This is a genomic window from Acinetobacter sp. YH01009 (assembly GCF_013420765.1).
GTDB lineage: Bacteria > Pseudomonadota > Gammaproteobacteria > Pseudomonadales > Moraxellaceae > Acinetobacter > Acinetobacter amyesii.
This window is the reverse complement of sequence record NZ_VOYE01000001.1, coordinates 1-19,285: the sequence shown is the minus strand read 5'-3', so window position 1 is coordinate 19,285 and position 19,285 is coordinate 1. Positions and strand designations below refer to the sequence as shown.

Genomic DNA, 19,285 nt, shown 5'->3' with positions numbered 1-19,285 from the left:
TTTCTAAAAAAGGTTTAAGGCTCACGGCCCAAATGAAATGAAGGAGAATTTAATAAAAAAGGCCATTCTTTTTGATAATTCAAACCATATTGAAATAAGGAAATCAACATCCGTGCAGTCAAACCCCAAACGATTTCATTTTCAACTCTTAAACTGGGGAAATATAGTGATTGCTGGGCAAAACGAACTTCATATGGCGTTGGCGGTGTTTCTAAAAGCTGTCTTAATGATGCAAAAAAAATACGGTCAATTTCAGTGGGTTGAGGTATCAAATTTACATCAGGCGGGATCAACCCCACGATCGGTTTAACCAACATCCCATTCCGTGCTTTTTGCATTGGCAAATCACCCAAAAGTTGCACATCAAATGGATTTAGAGCGGTTTCTTCTTGGGCTTCTCTTAACGCCACCACGATATTACTGGTGTCTTGGGCATCACGTTTGCCACCGGGAAAGGACACTTCACCGGCATGATTATTCATATAGAGTGAGCGGCGGGTCAATAAAATACGTGGATTATCTTCTTGGGTAATCGCAATCAATACAGCAGCATGCGCAGGTTGAATACGCTTAGAAAAACGTAAACTTTGCTGCAATCGCTGAGTCAATAAACCCTCATCCATCCACATTACATCCTTATAATTATCTTGTTTTCATCATAGCTGAATTTCGGCCAAGCTGGTTAGAAATGATGCCAAAGTTTTATTTTTAAGTTATTCTGACGGTTCACACAATCCATGACGATGAATATGAACTTTTGCTCAAACTGCGGACAAAAAACAAAAGAAGCGATCCCGCTTGGAGATCATCAGATACGCCGTATTTGTACCGCATGTGGGTTTATTCATTATGTGAATCCTAAAGTCATTTGTGGTGCTTTAGCCGTTTGGGACAATCAAGTTTTACTTTGCCGTCGTGCGATTGAGCCACGTTATGGGCTGTGGACATTACCTGCTGGCTATATGGAACTCTATGAGACGATGGAGCAAGGTGCAGCGCGTGAGACTCGCGAAGAAGCTGAAGCAGAAGTCAATATTGAGCAACTGTATTGCATGTATAACATTCCCCGTATTGGGCAAATTTATGCCTTGTTCAAATCTGAACTAATCAATGGTGAGTTTGGTGCGGGTGATGAAACCATTGAATCTCGATTGTTTAGTGAAGAAGAAATTCCTTGGGATGATTTAGCCTTTCCAAGTGTGGAAAGAACGCTGCGGCATTATTTTGCTGACCGCAAAACAGGTCAATTTGAAATGCATCTCGAAACCCTTGGTACGCGACTCGATCACACAGGTTAATTTGCTGGTCTCTTGATTAAAAAACCCATCATAAGATGGGTTTTTATTTTACTCATATTTAACGATTATTTTGCCTTGATGGTGTAACAAGGGGCTAAATCTAAGGAAATATCACCGCCACTTAACTTCGCCGTTTGAGCAGCTGCAGTATCATTTGGATTTTTTAAGCTATAAATATAACTAAAGCTGGCCAAACTATTCCCCCATTTCACCACTTTATTATCCGAATCTGTCAAAGCAACGCCAGAGGGACGTGTGCCTGCATTGGCATTGATCATATTGTGTAACTGCACTAAAGCACCGCCCACAACCATTGAGGTGTCCGCTGAAGTTTTCACACTTGAGTTCATTCCAATTAACGCACCATCAAGCGTGTGGAAATATGGATCAGCTAAAATCATACGAATCGAAATGGTATTGGGATTAATATTCCCTTCAGGCGTAAAGGTACGGGTTGTCGTTCCGATACGGTATTGCTGTACACCTTTGTCATCTTTCATTAACAGTGGATCGAGCACATCTTTTCCACTACAGCCTTCCGTCGCGTGTGTAGACAAATCGACAATTTGACTATCTTGACGAGTAAATACATCATCTGGCACGCCAGATTGTATATTTGTGCGAATATCACCATTACGGTCAATCACCACACCCAATTTCACTGTTTTGATCGAGGTATCGGTAAATTTAAAGGTTAAATCTGCATATAACGGGAAGATATAATTTTGTCCAGCAGCAACATTTTCAACAGACTTAAAGACTTTTTTGTCTAAATACGACAGCGGATAGAGCTTGTATAAATCCATCGTGCCTTTAAATTGCACTTGGTTAATGTTTTGCTCCCATAGGCCTAATTTTTTCTTATCATCGGCCGTCAGAACATAATCGTCTTTTTTACCCATCAAAGTTTTATATAAACTTCCACCTGTACCGACCACCATTTTGTCGGCAAGTAGCGTCCCTTGTTTAATAATCAGCGGGCCAGAATTGGCTTCTTCCGCATCAAAACGGAAACCCAGTATGCCAGGTTTATCAATTTGCTTTGTAAGCGGATCAATCCAATTGTCCTGCGGCGTTGCTGTTAAACGTGTTGGTCGTACCTGTGTCAAGAGCAAGACATTCACACCACCAATGGTACTCAACTGTTGATCAACTTTGCCCTTCCACTGTAAACCACTACCAAAGGTCATACCTTGGCGGTCCGTCATTAACATGAAATGACCAAATAAATTGACTTTTGAACTATCGGTCGGCAAACATTCATTTTTATCACAGCCCACCAGTCCATTTGAACCACTGGCATTGGTAATCACGCCATCAGTTGAAAATAACGCAAACTCAGGCTGATATACCGCAGCCGTTGAGATATTCATGAGTTTTGAAACTAAGGTAAATGCATTTTCATTGCTGACTTCGGACAGGTCTAGCCAAGGTGTAAATAGGTCATTAAATTCCGTATCTGAACTGATACTGAAATCTGCTGTCGCGACATTTCGAGTGATTTGATCAATCAAAACTTTATCTGCATTGTTGATATAAACCGCTTGGATGTCTGTAGCTGTAACTGCGCTATTATTTTTCAATGCCAAGGCTTGAATGATTTTGGCTAAACGCATGGCCACTTTAACCGTTGCGTCGCTATTTGAAATCGTTGCAGCAGGTTTACCCGCGATGCCGGCAGCCAAATCCAATAAGGTCAAACGTGGGGGTGTCGTGCCACTGGCTACATTTGAAATTTGCTTCAAATCTACTTTACCCAAATCAATTCGACGTGATTTTTCACCTTGGACAAAGAAAGTTACCGTATCGCCAATCTTACAAGCACCTGTCGAAACACCTTCTTTTAGATCAAACAAGGTAATATAGGTATTTTTAACGTCGCTCGAACAATTAAAGTTCAGACCTTCAATTGGATAATCTAAAACAAACTCGACACAGCCTTCGGTATTACTTTTACAAGTACCATTAGTCGTACTGGTATCATAAATTTCAGGATTCACATTTGCACTTTCACCGCCACAGCCACTGAGCGCTGCAACCAATGCCGTTAAAGCAAACGGTAATAAAATTTTATTTTTCATCCTAATTCTCTTTCTTATGTCCTTAACGGATTGCTGTTAATTTAAGTTGGCCTTGATTGGTTAATACGCGGCCATCGACGTCTATTGCTGTTGCTAAAGGCGTTAAGAATAAATACTGGCTACCTTTAGGCACTTGAATCACGCCTTCTATTTTTTCATGGTAAAGATGATCCGCTTCACCTTGGTTATTTTTAAATCCACCTGCGCCTTCCATGACACAGCCATTTCTGTCTAAAAATACCGCAAATGGCCAATAAAATGTAGGACTTTGTACTTTGGATGCAAATGAATGTATACGAATATTTTGTAATGGTGATTTTAGTTTTACGACTTCATAGTCAAATTCGTCCGACAACGGTGCTCGAGGCCATAAATTAATATCTTGAGCTAAGTCGAGCTCTTTGGCTTTCTTCATTTTTTTATTCGAAAAACATTGCTGACCTAAACCTTGAATGGTGTCAGCTTGTGAGACCCGATAATACGATGTGGCTAAAGTGATTGGGCCTGTATCTTCGGGTTGATTGCGTTTAAATAAATTATCAATGACGGAGCGACTGACACCTTTTTCACGTTCAATCGTTTGCATCCGCGTTTGCCCCATCTTGCTGTCAATAACGCCTTCGGGCATGGTGTAAAAGCGCTTTTTGCCTTCTAAGTTAAACTCTTTATCTTCCAGATATTCATTATTGACATACTTTTCACCGGCCATGGTCGAAAAACCTTGCTCTTGTTTTACCTGAGTCGATTGTTTTGAAGAATTATTTTCTAAGTTTTCACCTGAAGATTGTACGGCTTTATCAGTGCTAACAACTTTCTCAGCAAGGATCTTTTTTTCGACGATAGGTTTATCTTTTTCAGCCTGAACTTTGGCCTGATACGGAGCACTAGGTTGGGTTAGCTCTGATTGCTGTAACTTTTCGGTCCATGTGGTTGAAGGTACAACTTTTGTTGAAGTACCTGACTCTTGTACTGATTTTTCAGATTTGGGAACGTTATCACCTGAGACCTCTTTAATTTTATCGACTGTGACAGCTTTATTATCATCCCGTTTTTCCGGCTCACGTGTACTTAAACTCTGAAACTTCACCGGTTCAGCAGCCTGTGCTGTTGGACTCGTTTGACGCGTCATCGGTGTCTTGGTTTGAGACGGACTAATGCTTACAGATGGTTGAGTAACGTGTTGCTGTACAGATGGTGAATCAATCATTTTAGCTATAGAACTTTCTTTGGGTTTCTTTACAGCTTTTTCTTGTATTTGTACCACCATTGGGCGCCCATCCGGCCCAATAATGGTATGAAACGCCCCGGCATAGGCATACGACACTTGCACCACAGACAGTACAAGTAACGCGTTTATGAATAAAATCCTTTTCATTCTGTTTGCTTATCCTACCAACGAGTTCTGTAATTTAATCCTAGGATGGTGATTTTCGTATCGGTTTTTACATTCATTCCAGCATATGGGTTTAAAAGTATGTTATTCACACCGGTTAAGTTTGCCAGACTACTACCATTCGCTGGAATATTATCTTTACTGCGTAAAAAGCCGATTGATAAATCTAGATCCGTATCTGCATCAAAACGATATCCAATCCCCATACCAAAGAGTTGCGCACCATTAATTGGTACCATGGTATTTCGCTTACCGTCAGGAATAGAGGTACTCCGTGGTTCATAGCCTGCACGCAATTTCAAACGATCTGTTGCTGAATATTCAATACCGATGCCCCAGTTCCAAGGCGACGTAAATTTCAAAGGTAAGGCCAAAGAATTATCGGTCACATTTTCAGATAATAATTTTGCAATTTTCAGCGCTGAAATTTGACGGTCGAATTCAAAACGGAATTTGTCCCAAGCACGATAATCGGTCCAGCCCACATCAAAATTGATTTGTAAATCAGGCATAACCTTATATTTGATCCCCGCCTGTACATGCTGTGGATATTCAAAATCCATCGAAACCAAACCCGACTCCGAGTTTGGCACAGCATTTGGGAAACCTAAAATTGCAGCTAAAATTTGACCTGTTGGTGATGACATTAATCCCTTAATCATCTCCTGAGGTGCTTTCGCATTTTGTATGCGATAACGACCTTTCATGCGCATTTTCGCTGCACTTTGGTACACCATACCAAAACTAAAATCTTCGCGTGGCTCCCACAAAACCCCTAAGTTGTAACTTGGGCTCAGTGACTGCTCTAAAGCCAATTCCATCTGACCAAATTTGCCAAATGGATTCATCCCTTCTTCGGTATTACACATCCCCAATAGCAAGATGTCGGTAATAATGTCCGAATTTTCCTTAAATGGTGTACAGACGACTTCATCAATCATCCTTAACATGCCGATCAATTCATTGGGAAATCGCAGGTCAGATTTCAATCCAATGGCTTGATAGGACATCCCCACACCACCACCAATCGATAGCTCATCACTGACTTGATAGCCTACTGTTGGCGATAGATAAGTAATACGCTCTAGAGCAACTTGTTGCCCCATGAAATTACCTGGGTTACCATTTTCAGCACCAAAACCCGCAATCAAAGGTGCATAAACAGCTGATGCGAATGTTGCTTTAGAACCCGGTGGATTGTAGGCAATCCCCATCGTTGGCGCGGCAATGGGTTGTCCAGCACCAAAATCCACCATCTTTTTTAAGACAGGTACATATAAGGATGCATATTCAACATCACCAGAAACCTTATCTTTAAAGTCCGTACAAATATCAGCCGTCACTTCAGGACCATCATTACAGACTAATGGATCATCTGAATAACCAAAAACGTTATAACCCGCAGGAACGGTAAATTCACGTTGAATATCAAAGTTTGCAATGATGCCCTGCATATCTGTTTGCAAACCTTCAATCTTAGTTAATGCTGCAGGGTTAAAATGTACTGCACTAATTCCTGGAGGATCCGCAGTTACTGCATTACCTAATGCAAGTGACCGTACATCAACTGAAAGGTTGGTACCCAATTGTGCAAAAGCAGCACTAGAACAGCCCGTTAAAACGATCGCACTAACAAGTGGGCTGAGTCGAATTTTACGCATACGACAGCCCTCTTAACGAAGTTTTTTTCCAAAACCTAGAATATCCAACGGGAAAGACAACCCTAATGACACATCTGGTGCATCTTCAGTTAAACCTAACCCCACCGTACCATTCACAATGGTCTCTGGAGATACACGTACACCTAAAGAAATCGCTAGAGTTGAACTGGTTTGGTCTGCAGGTGAATAGGATTCGCCACTGCTATACGTAAATTCTGCGCCGGTATTGAAACTTTGTTGATATGACATGGTAAGGGAAACATCGTAGTTAAACGAGTATGCAAAACCGAATGCAAAACCGCCACTAATCCCCGGTTCAAACTCTTCAATGACTCGCGAACCACGACGTTGGTTTAAGTCAGTTTCTTTGAAACCATAGTTTGCCGAGACGGATGCAAACAACACAACGGGATCAATATATTTACGTGTGCTGGCACCGATACCTGCAGAATAGTAACCTTTACCTGTTGCTAGATCATTTACAGCATTAATTTCGTATGGACTATCACCAGTTTTCGTGGACAAATTACCAAATAAAATAAGAGGCAAACGACCTTGCTTCAGTGGGAATGGTTCCCAGCGTGCGCCTAAAGAAATATCCCCTAAACCTGCAGTTGAAGTATCTTTTAATAAATCAGTTTTCGCCACTAAAGGCAAAGATGCAGAGAATGTCAAATTATCCATTACACCGTATTGCACGGTAAATGTATTGGTCATCGAATGTGTTGCATTTTCTTGTACACGTAGTTGATAAAGCTGGCCTTGTGCCATTTCCATATCAAGCTGTGTATCACGGTAATAGGTGTAATCTATATCGTAAAAAGATGATATTTCACCTTTTTTAATCAATGAATACTGACGTTCATTCGAGCTAAATACTTCCTGTAAATTCGCTTCTTGGCTCGCATCACCTTCTTGTTGCTGAAGTGCTGTCGATGCTTTTTCATTGGCAGTAGCGACTTCGGATTGTGGCATTTCAGCTTGTACGGGCTCTTCTACAGATTCATACTGTCCAATTTCTGGCTCGGCAGTAGCTTCATGTGTAGTATCAGCTTGGGTTGCCGTAACAGGAGATGCCGACTCTTCAACAACTGTCTCTTGCTCAACCGGATCATACTCTCCTAGACTTGGCTCTTCAGCTGCATATGCAACCCCCATCACCACTTGAATACTCATGGCTAGTAGTGTTTTGTTCATCCATTTACGATTCATGTTCCTTCCCACCGTTTTTATTTTTTTAATCTTGACGCTTTGTTATACGCATTCATCTAATTATTTACTCTTATAGTAAAGCCTTAGAAAGTTGTAATTCGATTTACCATAAGACTCCGACTCTTCATTCATATTTTTATCAAGTCGTATCGTAGATGCTTTGTCCGCAATTTTTTCCATATAAAACTGCGGATATTGAATATCAACCAATGCATAACGGTTCACGGTTGCATCTTCAACATGTCGCAAGTCTGAATCTTGCAAAGCCAATAAATTTTTACGTTGCTCAGGCGCAACATTGATTAAGAATAATGTGTTGTTTTCCCATATTTCTTGGAATCGAACTTCATCGAAACTGATATTGCCCAGTGCTGGATCTGCAACATAAACACGCCCATCTTTATAGGCTTTAAAAACCACAAAATGTTTAAAACCAGCATATGAAATCGGAACAATCGCAGGTTGGCCTTGCTTAACTAGATCTGAAAACTCACCTTTGTAGCCCCCACTGTCTAGCCCGACAGCAGCGACAAAACGTTTCATGTCTAATAAGGAGAAACTTCGACGTTCGATAATTTTTTCAGTTTCACCAAATTTCAGCAAACCATTCATGGTCTGTTGCTCAGTCAGCTGTGTACCTACATAACCATTTAATAAAGTGGTTAAGGCTGCTGAACCACAACTGTAGTCGTAGGCTTGCCGAACGATGCCTCGAAATTGATCTTCTATGGCAGGTTTAATTTTTACAGATTCACGGTGCATCCGAGTAAAGGAATCATTTCGTGAATCCAATGTTTCGGTATAGTGAACTGTTCCGACTGGCTTTTCTTTTAATTCGAAGGACTCTTTGGCAAAGTAATACATCAATGCCGAGCCCACAGCTATCTCTAACATAAGTTCTAACTTTTAGTTATCGGCAATGATGTGCCTTTTTTCATTATTTTTTAGAGCTAATGCTCTACATCCATGTATTATGCAAGATACCTTTTTTTTTATAAAAAAACAGCATTTTTTTATGCTTTGTTGGGTCATTCCGCACTTTTTTGTAAAAAAAAGCGCGTGATCAACACGCGCCTTATTTTATTCTAAATTACTTACTAGAAATCGTAATCACAGAACCTGGATTATAAACACCTAAACTAGGGCTATAATATGTTTGCAAGCCTTGAACTTCGATATCACCAATTGAACCAGCAGTACGACTACCTAAATGAACACCTTTCACATAGTTATCAATTGGACCAGAGTTGCTCACCATTTGAATATATCCTTTTGATGTTCCTTCTGCACCATAAACACTAATATCTTGGTTAATGGTTAAGTCTGTTTTACCCGCATCAGCAACTTTTATGCTTTCAATAAAGATTTCACCAGCAGCACGTGTAGCGTTTTTAGTTGATGCATCCAGAATACCTAGATTTTGAATCTCTAAACCACCAATCATAGTTGTATTCAATTTGATCATTGCACCCTGTGGAGCTGCACCAAGTTGAATATTTGCAGCCATCTGACCTGTTTTCAAAGTTAAACCAGAAAGAATTGCATTGTAGTTGCTATCATCACCACCACGACGAATACCTGTTGTACCAGCCGTACCTGATGCAGTCACACCAATTTCACCAATTTTAATATCTAAGCCCGAAACTTGTGCTGCAATATTAACAAACGCTCCACCTTTTGCAGAATTACCAGCATCTGAGTCAATACGTAAATCAGCCAAATTATGACTTGCTAACAAAGCTTGTGAATTCGCAGTAATTACAAGACCATGCTTTTCATTAGCATCACCGGCTATCCCGTTCCCCTTAATTAAAAGAGCACCTGCTACACCTGTACCACCAACAATATTTGTTGAAGAAACTTCTGCATTTGCAGCAAAACCTGTTGGCGTAGGAGGAGTTGTAGTTGTATCAAAAGTAACTTTTGTACCTGTCACAACGTTTTTTGCATCAGTTGCTAAACCGTCATTATCGTGAATGTAAAGTTTCTCGATTGCAACTTTTGAAATACCAATCCCGATGTTAATACCATCTTGACCAGTGGTTGAACTAAGTGCAGCATCGTCCATTGCTTGCATAGCCATAGCATTCGCACTAAATGCGATTGAAGAAACTAGAGCTAATTTAGTGAAATTTTTCATACGGTACTCTCCCAAGAGTATTTATTTTTTTTGATTTTCAACCACTCGATTTATTCAGCTGTAATATTATTTTGTGACAACTGTTAAATCTTTCCTTGAGTTGTTTGCTCGCTCGATTAAATTATATCCAAGCTGAAATTTGTTCAACTGTCGTTGGTCGCAATCTAATTCTTACCGATAAACGGTATTTGCAAGCCAAATGAATTAGGAATGGTATAAAATCCATTTTAGTCTTTAAATTTAATTTCTCTGTTGATGCAAAAACCGATTTCTTTTAAAAAATTTATTCTCAAACAAAATGTTAGTGCTCAAAATATTTTGCAAGCGCTTGCACCCTTGTCACATGTGATTTTTTTAGAAGATCAAAACCAACCTGTTATTTGCTTTTTGGCAAATCAATATCAGCAATTTAAGAATGATGAACTTAAAACTTATGTCCGTACCAATTTAGATCAATATGAGGAATGTGATACTCAACCCTTGCCAGATATCGCCTTCCAAGATTTATGTTCAAAATTAGGCAGTGGGTTTTCTGGGGGCTGGTCTGGTTTTATTAGTTATGATTATGCAGCGCAGCAACAGATTTCCCTCCATGCCAAAGCGCAACCTCGCTTGTTTTTGGGGCAATTTTCTAGTTACTTAAGACTAGAAAATGATGGTTGGTATTTTTATAGTTCTGATCATTCTGCAGCTAAGATTTACGACTACATTGATCACCTAATTCAAACCAAGATCGCTCAGAATCAATTTAAATTAAGACAAAAATGTACTGCAAGATGGTCCAAGTCAGACTACACAAAAGCCTTTGATCAAGTTCAGGAATATATTAAAGCGGGCGATTGCTATCAAATTAATTTAACCCAAGAATTTACAGCTCAAGCTAAAGGTTCACTCTTAGATACTGCTCAAGAATTTTGGTCACTGACTGATGCACCATATTCAGGCTACTTACGTATTGATGATTTTGAAATTTTAAGTTGTTCGCCTGAACTTTTTATAGATTTTAAACCTGAACGCAAGATTATTACTAAGCCAATCAAGGGCACGATGCCTCGCTATGAAGATCCAGTGTTAGATGCGCAGTCAAAACAACGGTTAAAATCATCTGAAAAAGACATGGCTGAGAATGTCATGATTGTCGACTTACTGCGTAATGATTTGAGTGTTTATGCAGAAATAGGTTCTGTAAAAACACCTAAACTTTTTGATATTGAAAGTTTTAATCAAGTGCATCACATGGTCAGTGAAGTTGAGGCCGTGCTGAAAACAGATGTACACCCTTTTGATGTTCTGATGTCTGCCCTGCCAGGCGGTTCGATTACCGGCGCGCCTAAAATTCGCGCGATGCAAATTATTGATGAACTTGAAGGCTCCCCGCGCGGCGCCTATTGCGGCTCGATGGGTTATTTTAATCACGATGGTACAGGCTCTTGGAATATTTTAATCCGCTCTATTCAAAAATACCAAGATCAGGTTTCGCTGTGGGCGGGCGGCGGAATCACCATCGCATCAGATTGCGATGCTGAATATCAAGAATGCTTTGATAAAGTCGAAGCCATGCTGGATTTGTTAAATACCTGGTATAAGCCAGATTAAACAAAAAAAAGCGATTCAATTGAATCGCTTTTTTATAACCCTCCCCTTGCGAAGCAGTGCTTCTCACCTTTTCGAAAGGAAGATTAGGGTAGATTTAAATTTATAGTAGCTTGCAGCAATCAAGCCAAAATATCGTTTTTAAGCGTATCCACAAGGCGCTGATTTTGTTCATCGGTGCCAATGGTGATCCGCAGGAACTGATTAATCCGCGGCTTATTGAAGTAACGCACAATAATCCCGCGTTCGCGTAATTCAGCAGCCAACTCACCTGCATCTTTAGATGGCAGTGAGGCAAAAATAAAGTTTGCCGCAGATGGCAATACTTTAAAGCCCAGCTCAGACAGCTGCTCTACAAGCTTTTCACGGCTCGCAATCACCTTGGCATTTTGCGCTTCAAAATACGCTTGATCCTCAAATGACGCCACGGCTGCTGCAATCGCAAAACGATCCATCGGATAAGAGTTAAAGCTGTTTTTTACCGCTTCAAGCGCTGCGATTAAATGCGGCTGCGCAATCGCGAAACCAACGCGCAAACCGGCAAGTGAACGCGACTTAGACGTCGTTTGACAAACCACAAGGTTTTCATATTTCGCAACCAAAGCCACAGCAGATTCCGCACCGAAATCGACATACGCTTCATCAATCACAACCACTGAATTCGGATTGGCTTGCAGCACTTCCTCAATTGCAGACAAACCTAAAGCAATACTGGTAGGCGCATTCGGATTGGTTATGATGATGCCGCCATTCGGCTGTTTATAGTCATCCACCACAATTTCAAAGTCATCGTTCAGCGGCAAAATTTTAGTATTGGCAGCTATACTAAAAAATTGGCTATATACCGGATAAAAACTGTAGGTAATGTCAGGATACAGAACCGGCAGCTCTTGCACAAAAAAGGCTTTAAAAATGTGCGCAAGTACCTCATCAGAGCCATTGCCGACAAAAACCTGCTCAACAGGTACTTGCTGTTGTTTTGCAATCGCTTGCTTTAACTCTGACGCATCTGGATCTGGATATAAACGTAAAACATCAGCAGAATTTTCCAGTACTTTTTGTACTGCTTCCACCACTTTTGGCGATGGCGGATACGGGTTTTCATTGGTATTGAGTTTTAAAATATTTTGGATTTTAGGCTGTTCACCCGGTGTGTACGGTTCTAATTCACGTACATCAGGGCTCCAAAAACGCATTTGTTCAGCGGTAATATTTGGCATTTTATTTTGCTCTTTTTCACCCTCTCCTAACCTCTCTTGCACTTCGCTTTAAAGGAATCCTTAAAGCTCGTTCAGGGAGAGGAATATTCATTTTATGAGATTTCCCCTCTCCTTTCAGGAGAGGGTTAGGGAGAGGTTTATAGTTTTGGAAAACTAGGTTTTTCACCTAGTCTATATTTTCTTACTGATAACGATAGCGTGCTGAACGCGCATGCGCATCTAAGTTTTCCTGCTGCGCTAATGTATCAGCCGTTTTCGCTAAACTTTTCACACCATCTTCAGAGCACATAATTAAACTTGAGCGCTTTTGGAAATCATATACACCGAGCGGTGATGAGAAACGCGCTGTGCCGGAGGTTGGCAACACGTGGTTTGGACCTGCACAATAATCACCAATCGCTTCTGGTGTATAACGCCCCATGAAGATTGCGCCGGCATGGCGGATATCTTCAGCCATTTCCTGCGCTTCATCTAAGCACAGCATCAAATGTTCAGGCGCAACTTGGTTAATCAATTCGGCGCCTTCCGCTCGGTCTTTGACTAAAACCAATGCTCCGCGGTTTTCGATTGAAGTTCGCGCAATATCTGCTTTAGGCAAAGCTTCTAAATGCTTTTCAATCCATTGTTCCACTTGATCTAAAAGATCCGCATCTGGCGTAATGAACACCGCTTGAGCCACAGTGTCATGTTCCGCTTGCGACAACAAATCCATAGCCAGCCATTCAGCATTGTTTTGACCTTCTGCATAGACCAAAATTTCGGATGGCCCTGCAATCATATCAATACCGACTTGACCAAATACTGCACGTTTTGCTGCAGCAACAAAACGGTTGCCCGGGCCAGTAATTTTGTCCACAGATGGGATGGTTTGTGTACCATAAGCCAATGCTGCAACCGCTTGCGCGCCGCCAATGGTAAATACACGGTGTACGCCGGCTAAGTAAGCTGCTGCCAAAACCAATGGATTTAAATCACCATTCGGCGCAGGCACCACCATAATAATTTCAGGCACGCCAGCGACATGCGCAGGCACAGCATTCATCAATACAGAAGACGGATAAGAAGCCAAGCCGCCCGGAACATAGATCCCCACGCGGTCCAGCGGTGTGACTTTTTGACCAAGCGTATTGCCTAAAGCATCGACATAAGTCCAGCCGTCTTGCTTTTGCGCTTGATGAAATTCACGAACACGGTTCGCAGCAAGTTCTAAGGCTTCACGCACTTCTGAACTTAAACCCTCAAATGCTGCTTTCAGTTGTGCTTGCGTCAGCTCTAATTCTGAGAATTGATGCGCTGGATGTCGATCGAACTGCTGTGTCAATTTAAGAACATGAGCATCACCATACTGACGAACATCAGCAATGATTTGGTCAACGGTTTTTAAAAGTTCTGGATCATTCACAGTTTCAAAAGCCAACAAGTCAGCAAAAGCTTGCTTGAAGTTTTGATCTTGAGTCGATAAACGTCGCATCAATTTACCCACAAGGTAATCTATTGGAAAAGATTAGTTTACCTGTTTTAGCGCAGCTTGTGGATATCTATCGCATGTGTTCATGTGGAGTTTTATTGAAAATAACTTTCGTTAAAATTGGTGAAAATACAGTTTTATCATTATTTTTCAGTTTTCATAAAAAACCGCCCAAATTTGAGCGGTTTGATCAGCATAGTTAGCAACTCAACAAATTATGCTTTCTTTACTTGCTCGCGTTCTTCCACGGCTTTTTCTAGCTGTGCAAGAATCGGATTCAACAAAGTTTGTTTACGTTTAAAGCTTGCTTTGTTCACGATTAAACGTGAAGACACTTTACAGATTTCTTCCAAAGGCTCTAAACCATTGGCACGTAAAGTATTCCCGGTATCCACAACATCGACAATGTAATCGCCTAAACCAACCAATGGTGCAAGTTCCATAGAACCATAAAGTTTGATCACATCCACTTGCTCGCCCAAGCTTGCATAATATTGACGGGTCAAATTGACATACTTGGTTGCAATCTTTAAACGACCGTTCGGACGAACCATGCCAACTTTACCTGCGGTCATTAACTTACAGTTGGCAATTTTTAAGTCCAATGGTTCATACACATTTTGTGCACCATGTTCCATCAGCACATCTTTACCTGCCACCCCAATATCTGCAGCACCATTTTCAACATAAGTTGGTACATCAGAAGCACGTAAAATTAAAATACGTACGTGCTTATGGGTCGTTGGAAAAATTAACTTACGAGATTTATCCGGATCTTCCAATAAGTTAATGCCAGCTGTTTCCAACAATGGCAAAGTTTCTTTTAAGATACGTCCCTTACTTAATGCTAAAGTTAAACCATGATCAAAATTGCCCATTACGTCAAAATTGGGATCATCGTTTCTCATATCGCTCATTAACTTACTCGCTTAATTTGGGCACCTAAACCTTGTAACTTCGCTTCAACATCTTCATAACCACGGTCAATATGATAGATACGGTCAATCAACGTTTCCCCATCAGCGGCAAGTGCTGCTAAAACCAATGAGAAAGAAGCTCGTAAATCAGTTGCCATCACGGGTGCAGCAGATAATTTCTCTACACCTGTAACAACAGCATCATTACCTTCAACCTGAATATTGGCACCCATACGTGCTAATTCAGGTACATGCATGAAACGGTTTTCGAAAATCGTTTCAGAAATTGTGGCAAAACCACGACCAATTGCATTCACAGCCATCAGCTGTGCTTGCATATCGGTTGGAAATTCTGGATGTGGTAAAGTCTGGAAACTAACTGCTTTCGGGCGTTTACCCATCATATCCAGTTCAATCCAATCTTCACCGCGCGTAACTTCCGCGCCCATTTCTTCAAATTTATCTAGCACAGACTCCAACAAGTTTGGATCAGTATGTGTGGTTTTGATTTTACCGCCAGTGATCGCTGCTGCAGCGAGATAAGAACCTGTCTCAATACGATCAGCAACAACGGCATATTCACAGCCATGTAGGCTTTCAACACCTGTAACAACCAAAGTATCTGTGTCCAAACCTTCGATTTTTGCACCCATCTTGATCAACATATTAGCAAGATCGGTAATTTCAGGTTCACGAGCCGCGTTACGAATGGTCGTTACACCGTCTGCAAGAACCGCAGCAGTTAGAATATTTTCAGTACCACCAACTGTGACCATATCAAAGACAACTTCGCCACCTTTTAGACGACCATCCACTTTGGCATGCACATAACCTGCTTCAACTTCGATCTCAGCACCAAGTGCTTCTAAAGCTTTTAAATGTTGATCTACAGGGCGTGAACCAATTGCACATCCACCCGGCAAAGACACTTTTGCACTACCATAGCGCGCCAATAACGGGCCAAGCACCAAAATAGATGCACGCATGGTTTTCACGAGTTCATATGGTGCAAATTGATTATCTAAGCTAGAAGTATCAGCCTTAACCGTATCACCTTCATAACTGATTTGAACACCTAAACCTGCGATCAATTTCACTAAGGTGTTCACATCTTTTAGATTTGGTACATTAGTTAATGTAATAGGTGTATCCGCAAGGATAGTTGCAGCGAGTAATGGCAATGCAGCATTTTTCGCACCAGAAATACGAACTTCACCTTCGAGCTTAGTACCGCCCTGAATCAGAAATTTATCCATTAATTATTAAGCTCCGAATAAGCTTGCTTTGCGCCATTCTTCTTTGGTCATTGCACGAATTGTTACTGCATGTACTTCACCGCTGGCAATGTAGGAGTTCAAAGGTGCATAAACAGATTGTTGACGAGCAACAGGACGTTTGCCTTCAAATTGATCATCGACAATGCGTAGATCAAATTTGCCGCCTTGCCCACTAACTGCAACCTCAGCTTCTGGAAAAGCAGCTTTTAAAATTTCAGTGAGCTGTTCACTATTCATCACAAGACCCCATATAGGACTAACGGTGTAAAACCCGTCATTTTACTATAAATCTAAAAAATAATTCATTAGTCACATACATTATATATATAAAAAAAGAGGTTATAAAAAACCTCTTTTTGTACAATTTACAATCTAAACCGTTAAAGGCATATAAATGAGCTGCATTTTTCGATGTTTATGTAATTGTTTTTTTAATTTTTCAGACAATTTTTTGATCGAGGTATACATATCATCAGCGCACGCTTGTGCAAAAAGTTCTGTCCCAGGTAATCGTATAATCGCTTCCGCAATATGATTATCACTACCTTTTTTTGAACGTTTATCAACCTGATGATCTTTAGTCAGTTTGACTTGCATACTATTGACCTGATCTAAATGTTTGGTCATTTCCGCAAATTTAAGACGAATATTTTCTTCTATTGCTGGCGTAATTGTTAAATGATGGCCACGAATTGTAATCTGCATAATTCTATCCCTCACCTTCTTTCAGGACTGGAAAAGTTCAAGCCGAATCATCCAACTCAATATGCGAAGCATACATTTACACAATCAGATCATTTCGGCCATTCCTTATAAAAAAAGAGATTCATTATTTCGTCATAATGAACCTCTAGAATAGTCAGATTTTCAAATTTAGATCAACACTTTTCGCTCTGAAGATGATGGAATATGTAACGATTCACGATACTTCGCAACTGTACGACGAGCAACATCAATACCTTCTGCATTAAGCAAAACTGCAATTGCATTATCAGACAAAGGCTTACGTGTATTTTCTTCTGCAATCAACTTTTTAATTTTTGCACGAATTGCCGTCGAAGACGCTTCCCCACCAGACGATGTTCCAACATGACTTGAGAAGAAATATTTCAACTCAAATAATCCACGTGGTGTGAGCATATATTTATTTGTGGTTACACGGGAAACTGTGGATTCATGGAGTTCAACTTCTTCCGCAATATCTCGCAGGACCAAAGGCTTCATTGCCTCAGGCCCTTGTTCAAAGAACGCTCGTTGATGCTCCACAATACAGGTTGCCACTTTTAATAAAGTTTTATGTCGTTCATCAATGCTTTTAATGAAATTCTTAGCTTCAAGCATTTGATTACGTAAATATTGATTATCGTCACTTTGATCTGCACGCTTGATCATATTGGCATAGAAAGAATTCACTCGTAGCTTTGGCATTACATCAGGATTTAACTGTACCAACCAATGTTCATTCTTTTTTAGCACCACTACATCTGGAATTTGATAGTCTGAATCTTTATCTTCAAACTCTTGCCCTGGATGTGCTTTTAATGTTTTTAACAAAGAAATGGCTAGTTTAAGCTGTTCCGTATTTAAACCGGTTTGCTTAATCAACTTGGGTAATTCATTACTAATCAGCAATTCATAATTTTTCAATAATAAAATAGCTTCATATCGATATTCGATATGCTCAGGAAGATTTTCAACTTGTACCATTAAACATTCAGCGAGATTACGTGAACCTACCCCTAAAGGATCTAGACGCTGAATATGCTTTAAAACCACCAAAACTTCGTCATCTTCGACTTCTTCTTCATAATCCATAGAATCTAAAAGATGCTGAACAGATTGGGTAATTTCATTTAAGTCACAATCTAAAAAACCTTTGTTATCTAAAGCATCGATAATACAGTGTGCAATTAGTTTATCGATCACAGAAAAGTGTAAAAGATTAACTTGCTCAAGCATATGTGCTTGTAAACTTTGATGCCCCTGCCGATTATCTTCGCGCTCTTCAAATTCAGCAGCACCTAAACTTGTAGGTTGATGCGTATAAACATCATCCCACTCCGTATCTACCGGTAACTCATCAGGCAAATGATCGGCATTTAATTCATTGGTTAAGTCTTTATTTTCCCTTTCTTGTTCTTGTAAGCTATTTAAACTTTCAACGGTATTTTGTTCTTCAACTTTCTCTAATAGAGGATTACTGTCGAGTTGGATTTGAATTTCTTGTTCCAATTCCAAACTTGAAAGCTGTAATAAACGAATGGCTTGTTGTAATTGAGGTGTTAATGATAAGGAATTGGCAACCTTTAACCCCATCGCTAATTTCATTAATAACTCCCCCTATAATTAACCGCACTTTATAAGCAATTTTTATGCCGTTTTATTTTTTATAGCATAATTTCGAAGAGAACGCCCGATTTTTTGTCTTTTTTAGACACATTATTCAGCTAATTTATTCTTTTATTAGGAACAATTCGCCTTATAAATTAACTATATAATTAGATTTCTTATTCATTTTACTCCGGCTGTCACTGTATTTTTTGTTTTCCATTGTTCTTGTTATTTTTCCCGACATAAAAAAACACCCCCTGAGATATCAGGGGGTGTTTCGAATAATGAGCTGGCGATGACTTACTCTCACATGGGTAACCCCACACTACCATCAGCGCTAAGAGGTTTCACTTCTGAGTTCGGGAAGGGATCAGGTGGTTCACTCTTGCTATGGTCGCCAGCACAACTGTTATGACTTTGCATTTGGTCTTATCTTTTCAGTGCCGTTGCTTGGTCAAATGAGTTATTAACAGATCATATCTAAGTTGCATATTTTGTTCTTAAGCGTTAACTAAATCAAGTTTGATTGATTATATGTGAATCAATTGATGCTATATATACAACTGCTTGGGTGTTGTATAGTCAAGCCTCACGAGCAATTAGTATTGGTCAGCTTCATGCGTCACCGCACTTCCACATCCAACCTATCAACGTCGTAGTCTTCAACGGCTCTTTAGTGGACATAAAGTCCAAG

Annotated in this window: 16 protein-coding genes and 2 rRNA genes; 2 read left to right on the top strand and 16 right to left on the bottom strand. The window is 40.3% G+C overall.

Annotated elements, in window-relative coordinates:
* Positions 1–14: 14 nt before the first annotated feature.
* Entirely contained in the window at positions 15–623 is a 609-nt protein-coding gene (locus FTT76_RS00090) for a CoA pyrophosphatase (RefSeq protein WP_078191182.1), read from the bottom strand.
* A 126-nt stretch (positions 624–749) separates the two neighbouring features.
* Here FTT76_RS00090 and FTT76_RS00085 point away from each other — a divergent pair, with 126 nt between their 5' ends.
* Complete coding sequence (locus FTT76_RS00085; protein ID WP_180009934.1) at positions 750–1,298, top strand: NUDIX hydrolase; 549 nt, start codon at positions 750–752, stop codon at positions 1,296–1,298.
* A 65-nt stretch (positions 1,299–1,363) separates the two neighbouring features.
* Here the strand turns inward: FTT76_RS00085 and FTT76_RS00080 are convergent, their stop codons facing one another.
* The 6 genes from FTT76_RS00080 to FTT76_RS00055 form a co-directional block, all read right to left on the bottom strand.
* Positions 1,364–3,379: a hypothetical protein gene (locus tag FTT76_RS00080; protein ID WP_180189949.1), complete on the bottom strand. Its 2,016-nt coding sequence runs from the start codon at positions 3,377–3,379 to the stop codon at positions 1,364–1,366.
* Positions 3,380–3,401: 22 nt separating this feature from the next.
* Positions 3,402–4,754 carry a putative pilus assembly protein FilE gene (gene filE / locus FTT76_RS00075; protein WP_180049004.1) on the bottom strand — a complete coding sequence of 451 codons (1,353 nt, stop codon included), beginning with the start codon at positions 4,752–4,754 and terminating at the stop codon, positions 3,402–3,404.
* A 14-nt stretch (positions 4,755–4,768) separates the two neighbouring features.
* Complete coding sequence (locus FTT76_RS00070) at positions 4,769–6,433, bottom strand: OmpP1/FadL family transporter (RefSeq protein WP_168378502.1); 1,665 nt, start codon at positions 6,431–6,433, stop codon at positions 4,769–4,771.
* Positions 6,434–6,445: 12 nt separating this feature from the next.
* On the bottom strand, positions 6,446–7,645 hold the full coding sequence (locus FTT76_RS00065) for a hypothetical protein (protein ID WP_180009927.1): 1,200 nt from the start codon (positions 7,643–7,645) through the stop codon (positions 6,446–6,448).
* A gap of 60 nt (positions 7,646–7,705) precedes the next feature.
* On the bottom strand, positions 7,706–8,539 hold the full coding sequence (locus FTT76_RS00060) for a C39 family peptidase (RefSeq protein ID WP_180147036.1): 834 nt from the start codon (positions 8,537–8,539) through the stop codon (positions 7,706–7,708).
* 196 nt (positions 8,540–8,735) lie between these two features.
* Positions 8,736–9,785 carry a DUF6160 family protein gene (locus tag FTT76_RS00055; RefSeq protein WP_168378499.1) on the bottom strand — a complete coding sequence of 350 codons (1,050 nt, stop codon included), beginning with the start codon at positions 9,783–9,785 and terminating at the stop codon, positions 8,736–8,738.
* 255 nt (positions 9,786–10,040) lie between these two features.
* On the opposite strand from FTT76_RS00055, the gene pabB reads away from it, so the two are divergent.
* On the top strand, positions 10,041–11,381 hold the full coding sequence (gene pabB / locus FTT76_RS00050; protein WP_180049006.1) for an aminodeoxychorismate synthase component I: 1,341 nt from the start codon (positions 10,041–10,043) through the stop codon (positions 11,379–11,381).
* A 119-nt stretch (positions 11,382–11,500) separates the two neighbouring features.
* Here the strand turns inward: pabB and hisC are convergent, their stop codons facing one another.
* The 9 genes from hisC to FTT76_RS00005 all read right to left on the bottom strand — a co-directional run.
* Complete coding sequence (gene hisC, locus FTT76_RS00045; RefSeq protein WP_180049007.1) at positions 11,501–12,598, bottom strand: histidinol-phosphate transaminase; 1,098 nt, start codon at positions 12,596–12,598, stop codon at positions 11,501–11,503.
* 181 nt (positions 12,599–12,779) lie between these two features.
* Positions 12,780–14,081 carry a histidinol dehydrogenase gene (hisD, locus tag FTT76_RS00040; RefSeq protein ID WP_180049008.1) on the bottom strand — a complete coding sequence of 434 codons (1,302 nt, stop codon included), beginning with the start codon at positions 14,079–14,081 and terminating at the stop codon, positions 12,780–12,782.
* Positions 14,082–14,281: 200 nt separating this feature from the next.
* Positions 14,282–14,983: an ATP phosphoribosyltransferase gene (gene hisG, locus FTT76_RS00035; protein WP_180049009.1), complete on the bottom strand. Its 702-nt coding sequence runs from the start codon at positions 14,981–14,983 to the stop codon at positions 14,282–14,284.
* Positions 14,983–16,239 carry a UDP-N-acetylglucosamine 1-carboxyvinyltransferase gene (murA, locus tag FTT76_RS00030; protein WP_078191193.1) on the bottom strand — a complete coding sequence of 419 codons (1,257 nt, stop codon included), beginning with the start codon at positions 16,237–16,239 and terminating at the stop codon, positions 14,983–14,985. Before murA ends, hisG begins: the two co-directional genes overlap by 1 nt.
* A gap of 6 nt (positions 16,240–16,245) precedes the next feature.
* On the bottom strand, positions 16,246–16,497 hold the full coding sequence (gene ibaG, locus FTT76_RS00025) for a BolA family iron metabolism protein IbaG (RefSeq protein ID WP_078191194.1): 252 nt from the start codon (positions 16,495–16,497) through the stop codon (positions 16,246–16,248).
* 135 nt (positions 16,498–16,632) lie between these two features.
* Entirely contained in the window at positions 16,633–16,965 is a 333-nt protein-coding gene (gene hpf, locus FTT76_RS00020) for a ribosome hibernation-promoting factor, HPF/YfiA family (RefSeq protein WP_078191195.1), read from the bottom strand.
* Between the two features lie 168 nt (positions 16,966–17,133).
* Positions 17,134–18,588 (bottom strand): RNA polymerase factor sigma-54, encoded by a 1,455-nt coding sequence (locus FTT76_RS00015; RefSeq protein WP_180113850.1) that lies wholly within the window; start codon positions 18,586–18,588, stop codon positions 17,134–17,136.
* A gap of 290 nt (positions 18,589–18,878) precedes the next feature.
* Positions 18,879–18,993 (bottom strand): 5S ribosomal RNA (gene rrf / locus FTT76_RS00010).
* Positions 18,994–19,169: 176 nt separating this feature from the next.
* Positions 19,170–19,285 (bottom strand): 23S ribosomal RNA (locus FTT76_RS00005); the annotation flags it as partial.